Origin of the sequence: Rhodoplanes tepidamans, from assembly GCF_030813915.1 — a bacterium.
Lineage (GTDB): Bacteria > Pseudomonadota > Alphaproteobacteria > Rhizobiales > Xanthobacteraceae > Rhodoplanes > Rhodoplanes tepidamans.
In genome coordinates, this window is sequence record NZ_JAUSUJ010000020.1 from 120,488 (window position 1) to 131,844 (window position 11,357).

Annotated in this window: 12 protein-coding genes and 1 pseudogene; 5 read left to right on the plus strand and 8 right to left on the minus strand. The window is 72.7% G+C overall.

Annotated features, from left to right (window positions below; all coding sequences use genetic code 11):
• Window positions 1-90: 90 nt before the first annotated feature.
• A complete protein-coding gene (locus J2S22_RS22050; protein ID WP_272779657.1) occupies window positions 91-681 on the plus strand; it encodes a nucleoside deaminase in 591 nt (196 codons plus the stop codon).
• Between the two features lie 16 nt (window positions 682-697).
• Here J2S22_RS22050 and J2S22_RS22055 read toward each other — a convergent pair whose 3' ends face one another.
• Complete coding sequence (locus tag J2S22_RS22055) at window positions 698-865, minus strand: hypothetical protein (protein WP_272779656.1); 168 nt, start codon at window positions 863-865, stop codon at window positions 698-700.
• Between the two features lie 228 nt (window positions 866-1,093).
• On the opposite strand from J2S22_RS22055, the gene J2S22_RS22060 reads away from it, so the two are divergent.
• Window positions 1,094-1,276, plus strand: a complete 183-nt coding sequence (locus tag J2S22_RS22060) for a hypothetical protein (protein ID WP_272779655.1) — start codon at window positions 1,094-1,096, stop codon at window positions 1,274-1,276.
• A gap of 17 nt (window positions 1,277-1,293) precedes the next feature.
• On the opposite strand, the gene J2S22_RS22065 is transcribed toward J2S22_RS22060, so the two are convergent.
• The gene (locus J2S22_RS22065; protein WP_272779654.1) at window positions 1,294-1,758 is read right to left on the minus strand and encodes an SRPBCC family protein; all 465 of its coding nucleotides are present in this window, start codon (window positions 1,756-1,758) and stop codon (window positions 1,294-1,296) included.
• A gap of 131 nt (window positions 1,759-1,889) precedes the next feature.
• On the opposite strand from J2S22_RS22065, the gene J2S22_RS22070 reads away from it, so the two are divergent.
• A complete protein-coding gene (locus J2S22_RS22070) occupies window positions 1,890-4,667 on the plus strand; it encodes a DUF2339 domain-containing protein (protein ID WP_272840570.1) in 2,778 nt (925 codons plus the stop codon).
• Window positions 4,668-4,727: 60 nt separating this feature from the next.
• Here J2S22_RS22070 and J2S22_RS22075 read toward each other — a convergent pair whose 3' ends face one another.
• The 4 genes from J2S22_RS22075 to aat form a co-directional block, all read right to left on the minus strand.
• Entirely contained in the window at window positions 4,728-4,982 is a 255-nt protein-coding gene (locus J2S22_RS22075) for a hypothetical protein (protein ID WP_272780837.1), read from the minus strand.
• 35 nt (window positions 4,983-5,017) lie between these two features.
• Window positions 5,018-6,703: a methyl-accepting chemotaxis protein gene (locus J2S22_RS22080; protein WP_272780838.1), complete on the minus strand. Its 1,686-nt coding sequence runs from the start codon at window positions 6,701-6,703 to the stop codon at window positions 5,018-5,020.
• A 229-nt stretch (window positions 6,704-6,932) separates the two neighbouring features.
• On the minus strand, window positions 6,933-7,703 hold the full coding sequence (gene bcsS, locus J2S22_RS22085) for a cellulose biosynthesis protein BcsS (protein ID WP_272780839.1): 771 nt from the start codon (window positions 7,701-7,703) through the stop codon (window positions 6,933-6,935).
• 237 nt (window positions 7,704-7,940) lie between these two features.
• Window positions 7,941-8,666 carry a leucyl/phenylalanyl-tRNA--protein transferase gene (gene aat, locus J2S22_RS22090; protein ID WP_272780840.1) on the minus strand — a complete coding sequence of 242 codons (726 nt, stop codon included), beginning with the start codon at window positions 8,664-8,666 and terminating at the stop codon, window positions 7,941-7,943.
• 280 nt (window positions 8,667-8,946) lie between these two features.
• Here aat and J2S22_RS22095 point away from each other — a divergent pair, with 280 nt between their 5' ends.
• On the plus strand, window positions 8,947-9,327 hold the full coding sequence (locus J2S22_RS22095; RefSeq protein ID WP_272780841.1) for a response regulator: 381 nt from the start codon (window positions 8,947-8,949) through the stop codon (window positions 9,325-9,327).
• A gap of 112 nt (window positions 9,328-9,439) precedes the next feature.
• Here the strand turns inward: J2S22_RS22095 and J2S22_RS22100 are convergent, their stop codons facing one another.
• Window positions 9,440-10,252, minus strand: coding sequence for a crotonase/enoyl-CoA hydratase family protein (locus J2S22_RS22100; RefSeq protein ID WP_272780842.1), 813 nt, complete (start codon window positions 10,250-10,252; stop codon window positions 9,440-9,442).
• Between the two features lie 90 nt (window positions 10,253-10,342).
• Here J2S22_RS22100 and J2S22_RS22105 point away from each other — a divergent pair, with 90 nt between their 5' ends.
• Window positions 10,343-10,921, plus strand: coding sequence for a TetR/AcrR family transcriptional regulator (locus J2S22_RS22105; RefSeq protein WP_272780843.1), 579 nt, complete (start codon window positions 10,343-10,345; stop codon window positions 10,919-10,921).
• 114 nt (window positions 10,922-11,035) lie between these two features.
• Here J2S22_RS22105 and J2S22_RS22110 read toward each other — a convergent pair.
• Window positions 11,036-11,357, minus strand: a pseudogene (locus J2S22_RS22110) (hypothetical protein); the annotation flags it as partial.

An 11,357-nucleotide genomic window follows, 5' to 3' on the forward strand; every position in this document is an offset into this window, starting at 1 on the left:
TCCCGGCCGCACGAGGATCGGGCGTTCCGGCGCGATCCTCGGCTTGTCGACGAGCCGCGTCCCGCTGTATCCCCCGGATGGGGGATGGGCATGGGTGCGGCCGGATTCGACGCGATCGACGAACGGATGATGCGGCGGGCCATCGCGCTCGGCGCCGGCGGAGGCCGGCGCGAGCTGCCGTTCGCCTGCGTGATCTGCCGCGACGACGAGGTGATCGCCGAGGCGACCAACGCGGTGCGCCGGGACCAGGACGTCACCCGCCACGCCGAGATCGTCGCGATGGCGAAGGCGCGCCGCGCGCTCGGCCGGCGCAGCCTCTCCGGCTGCACGCTCTACACGACCGTCGAGCCCTGCGCGATGTGCTCCTTCGCGATCAGGGAATCGCGCATCGGCCGCGTCGTCTACGGGCTCCGCTCGCCCCTGATGGGCGGCGATTCCAAATGGAGCATCCTCGCCGATCCCGAGCTCTCGCGCGCCATGCCGGAGGTGTTCGGGGCGCCGCCCGAGGTGCGGCCCGACATGCTCGCCGGCGAGGTGGAGCGCTCCTGGTTCGGCTGGAATCCGCTGATCTGGAGCATCATCCGCATGCGTGGCTGCTTCGCGGTCCGTCACGGCGCGGACGCGCCCGCCGCCGCCCGGCCGCGCCGGCGCATCCTGCGCTCGCTGTTTCCGGGGTTCTGACCGGCAGCGGCCAGCGTCACGCGGCCGTGGATGCGAGCGCGGCCGGCGCCGCCGCGATGCCGTGCGCGCCGCGCATCGGCAGCATCAGCCCGAGGATCAGGCAGGCGAGGAACACCACGGCGAGCGCGATCGCGAGTGTCCGGCCAGGGCCGGCGGGCAGCGGGGGAAGCGAGCGGACGGTCATGCGATCCTCCTTGGTGCGAGGACCCGGGGCCGCGGTGCGGCCCGACCCGAGAAGGCTGCACCCGCCGCCCCGCGGCGCCATGCGCCACGTCAACAAAGCCGGGATCGGGGCGATGCGGCAAGGCGGCGCTAACCACCGCAGCCGGCCCATCAGCGCCACCGGCACGGCGATCGAACGCCGCGCCGCGGCCGTGCACCAACAGGACACCACCGCACCGGAACCCGCCCGATGTCTCGGCTCGAACGTCTCGCCTATGCCGCCGCCGGCCTCGTCCTGGTGCTGGGCGGGCTCGCCTGGACCGAGCTCGCGGCCGCGCGGCGCGCCGGCGCCGCCCGGGTCGCCGGCATCGAGGCCGCCTGGACCAGCCCGGCTCCGGACTGCCTGCGGTGGCCGCGGCGGGCCGGCGGATGAGGCCGACGGTCGCCGGCTCAGCGGCGGGCGAGGCGCCGCACCAGGCCTTCGCGGCCCTGGCGCATCACTGTGTCGTGGTTCCACACGAAGGCCCGCCGGGCGAGCGGCGCGACCAAGCGCATTCCGGGCGCGGCGACCGTCACGGTCCAGTCGTAGGTGATCCGGCTGCCGCCGCGCGACGGGGCGAGGCGCCAGCGGCCGATGCCGGTCAGCGTTCCGGAGGCGCGGCCCTCGATCAGCGCCGGCGGCTCGACCCGGGTCGTGAGGATCTCGAAGGCGAGCCGGAAGGGCAGGGCCGTCTTCCACTCGAAGCGGATGCGCGAGCCGACGCCGCTCGCTTCGCCAGGGTCGATCACGTCGGCGCGGACGATCGACGGCCACCAGGCCGGCCAGTCGGCGGGCCGCATCAGCTCGTCCCACACGCGCTCGGGCGGGGCGGGAACATCCCAGTCGGTGACGAGACGGAAGTCGGCGCGCGACATGCCCGAGCGATCGCCGAGGAATGCGGCCCCGCGAGGGCGCCGCCCGCAAGCCGGCCGGTTCACCGGCCGCAAACGCTTTCACGATAGGATTTCACGTTTCGGACGACCGCCGGGACGGACGAGAGGTCTGCATGGAGATGCTGGCGCTGCTGGCCGCCGTCGCGGCGATCATCCTGGCCTGGGGCGAGCGCCGGCGCATCGCCGCGCTGAAGGCGCGGCTGGTCGGGCTCGAGCACGAGGTCGCCGCGCTGCGCGAGGCGTCCCGGCGCGACGCCGCCGCGCCGCCGTCCGATGCGGCCGCGGTTCGCCGCGACGCCTGGCGGCCGGAGGCCGAGCCGGCTCCGTCCGACACCCCGTCTCAGGGGGCGGACGCCGCTCCGACGGCGGAGCCCGCGCCGGAGCCCGTTCCGATTCCGATCGGCGGGACCGCCGCCGCGCCGGCCGTGCCGTCGTCGGTGCCGCCGGCCGGCTCGGCTGCCACGGCGCCGGCCGCGCCTGCGTCGGCGCCGGAGCGCAGCTTCGAGGAACGCTTCGGCACCCAGTGGGTGGTCTGGGTCGGCGGCGTCGCGCTGGCGCTCGGCGGCATCTTTCTGGTCCGCTACTCGATCGAGCAGGGTCTCCTCGGACCGGGCGTGCGGGTCGCGCTCGGCGCGCTGCTCGCCGCCGCGCTGGTCGCCGCCGGCGAGTGGACGCGGCGCAACGAGATCCGGCTCGGCGCCGTCGCGGTGCCGAGCGCGCACGTGCCGAGCATCCTCACCGCGGCCGGCACCACGGTCGCCTACGCCACCGTCTACGCCGCCTATGCGCTGTACGGCTTCCTGGCGCCGCCCGTCGCGTTCCTGTTGCTCGGCATCGTCGCGCTGGCGACGCTCGCGGCGGCGCTGCTGCACGGGCCGGCGCTCGCCGGGCTCGGCCTCGTCGGCGCCTATGTGACGCCGCTGCTGGTCTCGTCGGAGGAGCCGAGCTTCTGGGCGCTGTATCTCTACCTGACCGTCGTCACGGCGGCGGCCTTCGCCCTGGCGCGGGCGCGGCTGTGGCGCTGGCTGGCGCTCACCGCGGTCTGCTTCGCGACGCTGTGGACGCTGCCCGGCATCGCCGAGGCGGCGGTCGGCACGGCGCTGCCGCACACGCTGTACGTCGTCGCCGGGTTCGCGCTCGCCGCCGCCATGATCGTCGCCGGCCTCCTGTTCGGACCCGACGCCGAGCCCGACACGGTGGACGAGATCTCGTCGATCGCGCTCGCCGCCTGGCTGGTGCCGGCCGGCCTGCTCACGATGGCGAGCGGCCACGACTCGGTGGCGCTCGGGGGCTTCACGCTGCTGGTCGCCGCCACGGTCGGCGCCGCGTGGCGAAGCCCCGCGGCGCTCGGCGCCGTCCCGGTCGCGGCCGCGGTGGCCGTGCTGGTGATGGCCGAGTGGGCGACCGAGGCGCGGCTCGACAGCCTGATCGCGCCGGCCGGGCCGGTCGCTGGCGCCGTGCCGGAGCCGGTGCGCGCCTCCTTCACGCTGCATCTCCTCGCCGGCTTCGGCTGTGCGGCGCTGTTCGGCCTCGCCGGCTTCTTCGCGCAGGGCCGCAGCGAGCGGCCCGTCGTCCCGCAGGTGTGGGCATGGTGCGCCATCGCGACGCCGCTCGCGGTGCTGATCGCGCTCTACTGGCGGATCGCCGGCTTCGATCGCTCGATCCCGTTCGCCGGCCTCGCGCTGCTGCTCGCCGCGCTCTACGCCGTCGCGACCGAGACGCTGGTGCGCCGGCCGATGCGGCCGGGGCTCGCCGCGGGCCAGGCGATCTTCGCGGTCGGCAGCGTCGGCGCGCTGGCGCTCGCCCTCACCATGGCGCTCGACAAGGGATGGCTCACGGTCGCGCTCGCCCTCACGGTCGCCGGCATCGCGGTCGTCGAGCGGCAGCGGCCGCTGCCGGCGCTGCGCCGGCTCGCCGCCGCCATGGCGCTCGTGGTGCTCGCCCGCATCGGCTGGGAGCCGCGCATCGTCGGCGAGGTGCTCGGCACCACGCCGGTGCTCAACTGGCTGCTGTGGGGCTACGGCGTGCCGGCCGCGGCGTTCTGGACCGCCGGGCATCTGTTGCGCAAGCGCGCCGACGACGCCGCGGCCCGCACCGTCGACGTGCTCGCCATCCTGTTCACGGTGCTGCTCGTCTCGCTCGAGATCCGGCACTACGTCCAGGGAGGCGACCTCTACGGCACGCGCGGCGGGCCGCTCGCCGAGGCCGGCCTGCAGATCGCGGCGTGGCTGGCGCTGGCGATCGGGCTCGAGCGGCTGCGGCTGCGCACCCGCTCGATCGCCCACGACATCGGCGGGCTGGTGATGGCCGGGCTGGCGCTCGTCGGGATCCTGGCGGGCCTGGTGGTCGTGGCGAACCCGCTCGTCACCGGCGAGGCCGTCGGCGGGCCGCTCGTCAACCTGATCCTGCTCGGCTACGGCCTGCCCGCCGTGCTCGCCGCCGTGCTGGCGCTGGTCGCCCGCCACACGCGGCCGATGGCGTATCGAGGCGTCGCCGCGACGGCGGCCGTCGGCCTGTCGATGCTCTGGCTCAGCCTCGAGATCCGACGCGTCTATCACGGCACGGTGCTGACCGTCGGGCCGACCACCGACCTCGAGCAGTACACCTATTCGGCCGCGTGGCTCGGCTTCGGCGTCGTGCTGCTGGTGGCCGGCATCCTGCTGCGCTCGCAGCCGGCGCGGCTCGCCTCGGCCGCCGTGGTGACGCTGACGGTCGGCAAGGTGTTCCTCTACGACCTGGCCGGGCTCACCGGCATCTTCCGGGCGCTGTCCTTCATCGGCCTCGGGCTGGTGCTGGTCGGCATCGGGCTGCTGTACCAGCGCCTGCTGTTCCCGCGGCGGCCGCCGGCGATGCCGCCGGCCGGGGCAGGGACCGACGCGGTCGTGTCCTGACGAACAAAAAAGGCGGAGCCGAAGCTCCGCCTTCGTCGTCACGCGGGGCTGCCGCGAAGGTCAGCGCGGCTCCCGGTCGTTCCCCGGCAGCCGGCCGAGCGCCGCGACGGCGCCCGCCTTCACGGCCCCGATCTCCGCCTCGATCGCGGCGAGGCGGGCCTCGACCGCGCCGAGCGCGTCGCGGCAATCCGACATCGCCCCGCTCCACGCACCGAGCAGCGCCTGCGCCTCCGACAGGTGGCTGCGATGGACGCGCAGAATCGCCGGCGCGACCGCCGCGGCGGTGCCGCCACGGCGTGCGGCTCGCCGCGCCATCGGGGGCTGACCGCCGGAGAGCGCCATCAGCGGGCTCACGCGGCGCGGACGCCGGCGAGGAAGCGATCGACCTCGGTGCGCAGCCGATTGCTTTCCGACGACAGCTCGCGCGCCGAGGACAGCACCTGGGCCGACGCCGAGCCGGCCTCGCCGGCACCGCGTGCGACCTCGCTGATGTTGGACGTCACCTGGGTGGCGCCCGCCGCCGCCTGCTGGACGTTGCGGGCGATCTCGTGCGTCGCCGCACCCTGCTCCTCGACGGCGGCCGCGATGGCGGACGAGATCTCGGCGATCCGGCCGATGGTGCCGCCGATCTCCTTGATGGCGACGACCGAGTCCTGGGTCGCCCCCTGCATCTCGGCGATCTGGGCCGAGATGTCGCCGGTCGCCTTGCCGGTCTGGGCGGCGAGCGCCTTGACCTCCTGGGCGACGACCGCGAAGCCCTTGCCGGCCTCGCCGGCCCGGGCCGCCTCGATCGTCGCGTTGAGGGCGAGCAGATTGGTCTGCTCGGCGATCGCCGTGATCAGCTTGACGACGTCGCCGATGCGGTTCGCCGCCTGCGACAACTCGCCGATGCGGCCGTCGGTCTTCTCGGCCTGCCGCACCGCCTCGCCGGCGATGCGGGTCGCCTCCTGGACCTGGCGGCCGATCTCGGCGACCGATGACGACATCTGGTTGGTCGCGGAGGCGACCGACTGCACGTTGGAGGTCGCCTGCTCGGACGCGGCCGCGGCGGAACCGGAGAGCTGCTGGGTCGTCTCGGCCGTGCGGGTCAGGCTGCCGGCGGCGGCCTCGAGCTCGGTCGAGGCGGCCGACACCGTCTTGACGATGTCGCCCACCGCGCGCTCGAAGCCGTCGGCCAGCCCGATCATCTCGGTGCGCCGGCGGGCGGCGAGGCGGGCGTCCTCGTCCGCCTTCTCGGCGGCCTCCCGCTGCGCCTTCTCGGCGGCCTTCAGCTTGAACTCCTCGACCGCGTCGGCGATCTGGCCGACCTCGTCCTTGCGGCCGACGCCCGCCAGCACGACGTCGAAATTGCCGGCGGCGAGCTCGCGCATGCCGGCGGTCAGCCGGATGATCGGCGCCGCGATGCCGAAGCGGGCGAGCAGGAAGGCGAGCGCCATGCCGATCGTGCCGCCGATGGCGAAGATCGTGTAGTTCGAGCGGGCCGAAGAGTGGCTGGAAGCCACGAGCCTCTTCGCTTCGTCCTTGATCTCGCGATCGATGGCATCTCCGACCTCGCCGTTGCGGCTCAGGAGATCACGGATCTTGGGGTCGACCGATGTGCGCATCATGCTGGTCGCCTTGTCGGTGCTGTTCTCGAGCGCCAACTTGACCACGGGCTTGGCAGCGTCGTTCACCTCACGGAGCCGACGTTCGTTGTCCTCGATACGGCTGGCGTAACGTTGATCCTTCGCCTTGGCGAGGCTCAGGAGTTCCATTCCCTGGCTGAAGCTCTTCTCCAGCTCGGGAACGACGGCGCGCATCTCGGCGTCGTCCTGCTCGGCGATCAGCCGATAGAGGTTCATCTCGTAGCTGTAGATGGCGCGATGTGCACGGGCGATGGAGACCCAGGCGATAGCCTCCTGGTCGAGGACGCGGGAATACGCGTCACCGACCTCGATGGTCTTGGTGGCACCCCACCAGGCGCTCATGCCGGCTACCACGGCCAGCAAGGCTGCGACGCTGAGAATCTTCGGCAATATGCGAATGCTGGAGAGCATGGACACGATCGCTCGGGCTGGGCGATCGCCGCGGCCGCTCCGAGGCGTTCGGAGCCGGGCGACCAAACCTGGATGGGGCGCGACCGGTGGGGAGACCGATCGACAGGCGGCGACCTCTCGGCGGGCGAGCCTGCAGCCGAAGTCATCCTCCTTTTGGATTAATTTTAGGTATAATTTAACCGAAGTGGCTTTCCCGTCTCACGATCTTCGGACGGGCGGCGGGAGACGTTCATTCCTTGGAGAGGACTCCGATCCGGACGTAGGCGCCCGACCGGTCGTCCGTGTCGGTGATCCAGCCGAGCCCGAAGCTCCACTCGTAGGGGCCGCGGCGCAGCGCCGTCAGATGGGCGCCGACGCGCAGCTGCCGGTAATTGACGTCGCCGTAGGCCTGCAGCTCGGGGCCGGCATAGAAGCCGCCGTACCAGGTTTCGAGGACGCGCAGCCCGATCGCGCCGCCGAGGCCCCAGCCGTGGCCGAGCGACGACCAGGTGGCGCTGGTCCGCACCATCGTGTCGGGCCCGGGCTCCCACCAGGTGTCGACGCCGAGCCGCATTCCGACGTGGCTGCCGCGCAGCGTGTTGTCGGGATCGGCCGGCATCGTCCAGTGGTACTGGAGGTCGAGGCCGCCATGCACCACGGCGATGAAGCGGTCACGGCGGAACACCCAGCCGGGCAGCACGGAAACGAGCCCGTGCGCGGCCTGGATCGGGGTCGTTCCCGACCGGTACTGGTAGGTGCCGGTGCCCGCCATGAGCTTGAACGCCGGCCCGTCGCGGGCGAGGCCGTCGGGCGCCCACACGACGCCGCCGTGCAGGAAGCCGCCGGCGCGCCACATGTCGGTTCCGCCGAACAGCAGCAGGCGCTCGGCCTCGAGGTCGGACAGCACGGCGGCCGAGACGGACCCGGTCGTGGCCGGCTGCGCGGCGGCGGGTGGTGCGGCCAGGCCGGCACCGAGCAACGCGGTCGCCAAGGCGACCGCGCCGATTTCCGACCGGCTCATGGCACGATCTCCGGAAACCGGACTGCTCAGGTCTGCCGCACCTGCACTGCAAGCCTAGCGAGCAGCTTTTCCGAGATCCACGCGAACAATCCGGAAACCTGGGCGCCACGGGCATTTCGGCAACGTGACGTTGCCGGCATGCCACACACGGTCGCCCGGCCGGTGGATGCCGGCGCCCCTGGAGTCCCGCTTCCGCGGGACTGAGCGGAGTTCAGGTCGGCGTCACCGGGAATCGCGCTAGGCGTCGGTGTCGGGCAGGCCCGGGACCGGGCGGCCGGCGGCCGCGCCGGCGACCGGACGCGCCAGTTCCATCACCCGCGCGCCCGGGATCGGCACGTCGACGGGCAGCGCCGAGAAGTCGGCCTCGCCGACCAGGGCGGCGGCGAGCAGCTTGTGGTAGGCGCGGCGCGACACCTCGACGGCGCCGAAGCGGCGCAGGTGGTCGGTGACGAACTGGGTGTCGAGCAGCCGGAAGCCCCCGGCGCGCAGCCGCGCCACCAGATGCACCAGCGCCACCTTCGAGGCGTCGCGCTCGCGGTGGAACATGCTCTCGCCGAAGAAGGCGCAGCCCAGACTCACCCCGTAGAGGCCGCCGACCAGCGCGTCGCCGTCGTAGACCTCGACCGTGTGGGCGCGGCCGATCTCGAACAGCCGCCCGTAGAGCTTGCGGATGCGGGTGTTGATCCAGGTGCGGGTGCGGCCGGGCGCCGGCTCGGCGCAGCCCTCGACGACCGCGTCGAAGTCGCGGTCGGCCACCACGGTGAAGCGCTCCGAGCGAATCGTGCGGGCGAGCCGCGACGAGACCTGCAGCGCGTCGAGCGGGATGACGCCGCGCTGCTCCGGCTCGATCCAGTAGAGGGCCGGATCCTCGGCGCTCTCGGCCATCGGAAAGATGCCGCAGGCATAGGCCTTGAGCAGGACCTCGGGGGTGATCTCCACGGAGGCGGAGTCGCGACGGGCCATGGGACGCTCTACTCGGAATCGATTGGGGCTTCGTTGGTCGGTTCTGGTCTACCGCGTCTCGTCTCGCTGCGTCTCTCTGCCCGCGTCCCGGCCTCCGGACCCGCGAAACCGCGACCACGCGATCGTCATCCCATACTCGCGCACCGTGCTTCACCGGTTCGTGAAGACTCCGACGGGTGCGCGTTAACGGCTCGGTAACCTGCCGATATGTAGCCTTTTAACAGAATTTGAATCAATTCGTCCGAACCCCCGGGCGAGTCGAGGGAGCTGGAGAATGGCCATGAGTATCGGTGGTTCCCGCAACCGACCGCCCCGCATCCTCCTGGTCGAGGACGAGGTCCTGATCTCGATGATGATCGAGGACGCGATGGTGGAGCACGGGTTCGAGGTCTATACGGCGACCAATGCCGGCGACGCCCTCCAGGTGCTGGAGGAGGGGACGCCGGTGGACGTGCTGTTCACCGACATCAACATCGACGGCGACGTCGACGGCACCAAGCTCGCCCGCATGGCCCGCGAGCTGCGTCCGGAGCTCGCCGTGCTCTACGCCTCCGGCACCCTGAAGGCGATCTCCGACCCGGTGCCGGGCTCGACCTTCGTGCCGAAGCCCTACGCGCCCAAGGACGTCTGCGCCATGCTGGCGACCCTGGCGCCGCAATAGCTCTCCCGCCGACGAAGCCTCCACTCCCGGGCCGGTGTCGCCATCCGCCGGCCCGGGATTTTCTTTGCCGCGCTCGCCGGCGTCGCGCGTCGCGCCGGCATCCCGCCGTCGGTCAGCGTCCCTGGAACGCCGGCGCGCGGCGCTCGCACCATGCCGCGAGGCCCTCGGCGAGATCGCGGCTCGGCACCAGGCGCGCGAAGGCGTCGCTCTCGATCCGCAGGCCCTCGGCGATCCCGGTCTCGAGGCCGCGCGTCACCGCGGCGAGAATCGCGGCGACCGCGAGCGGCGACTGGCGCGCGATCAGCCGCGCCAGATTCTCGGCCGCCGGGATCAGCGTGTCGTGCGGCACGACGGCGTTGACGAGCCCGAGCGCGAGCGCCTGCTCGGCCGTGAAGCGCTCGCCGGTGAGGAGGAGCGCCAGCGCCCGCTTGCGCCCCGCGAGGCGCGCGAGCCGCTGCGTGCCGCCGAAGGTCGGCGGCATGCCGAGCAGAATCTCCGGCTTGGCGAACAGGGCGCGGTCGCTGGCGATGGCGAGCGGCGCCGCCTCGGTGATCTCGCAGCCGCCCCCGAAGGCGAGGCCGTTGACGGCGACGATCACGGGCTTCGGAAACGCCTCGATGCGCGCCGTCATGGCCTGGCCGCGGCGGACGAAGTCGCGCACCGCGGCGTCCGGTCCGCGCGCGACGCTGCGCGAGAACTCACGGATGTCGCCGCCGGCCGAGAAGGCGCGCTCGCCGGCGCCGGTGAGGATCACGACGCGGACCGCGTCGTCGGCCTCGATCGCGTCGAGCCGTGTCATCAGGCGGTCGATGGTCGCGTAGTCGAGGGCGTTCAGCTTCTCCGGACGGTCGAGCGTCAGGGTGGCGATCCCGTCGCGCACCGCGAGGCGGACGGGATCTCGGGAACTGCCGGACGGGGCGTGCATCGCGTCTCTCCTCGCGTCTCGCATCGACGCCGCCCAGGGTAGGGACGCCGCCCCGTTGTGTATATTCACTGGTGAGTATACTTTGCGGACATGCCGCGCACCGCCGAGCCGACCCGCAGGAAGATCCTCGCCGCTGCCACGCGGCTGTTCTACGGCGCCGGCATCCGGGCCGTGAGCCTCGACGAGATCGCCGCCGCGGCGGGGGTCACCAAGAAGACGCTCTACTATCACTTCCGCAGCAAGGACGACCTGGTCGGCGCCTATCTGGCGGCCCGCGACGCGCCCAATCTGGCGCTGTTCCGTCGCTGGTTCGACGAGGCCGGCGGCGATCTCGCCGACAGGGTGCGGGCGATCTTCCGCAATCTCGCGCGCGCGGCCCGCCATCCGAAGTGGCGCGGCTGCGGCTTCCTGCGCACCTCGGTCGAGTATGCCGACCTGCCGGGCCATCCGGCGATCAGGACCGGCATCGCCCACAAGAAGCGGGTCGAGGCGTGGCTGGAGGAAATGCTGGCCGCCGACGGGATCGCCGGCGCGCCGGAGCTGTCGCGCCAGGTCATGCTGCTGCTCGACGGCTCGTTCGCCGTCGTGCTGCTGCACCGCGATCCCACCTACATGGAGACGGCCGGCGACGCCGCCTTCGCCCTGATCACGGCGGCGCAGGGGAGGTGACCGGGGCGCCCGTAGCCCGCGAGGAGCGCAGCGGATCGCGGGTCTCGCCGCGGTCCCGGACTGCGCTCGGGCCTTCGCCCGCGCGCTCCATCCGCGCTACGGATCACCGGCCCCTCAATCGTCCATGCCGCCGCGCGCCAAAAACTGCTCGAGCCAGTGGATGTGGTAGCTGCCGTCGAGGATGTCCTTGTCGCGCACCAGGACGCGGAACAGGGGCAGGGTGGCCTCGATGCCGTCGACCACGAACTCGTCGATGACGCGGCGCAGCCGCATCAGGCATTCGGCGCGCGACTTGCCGTGGACGATCAGCTTGCCGAGCAGCGAGTCGTGGTAGCAAGCGCAGCCCGGATCGATCGCAGGGCCGAATAGCGAAGAGGCAGGGCAAGAACTCGACTTCATGCCGCGAGGCGGATTTGCGCGCGGGTGACGGCGGAAT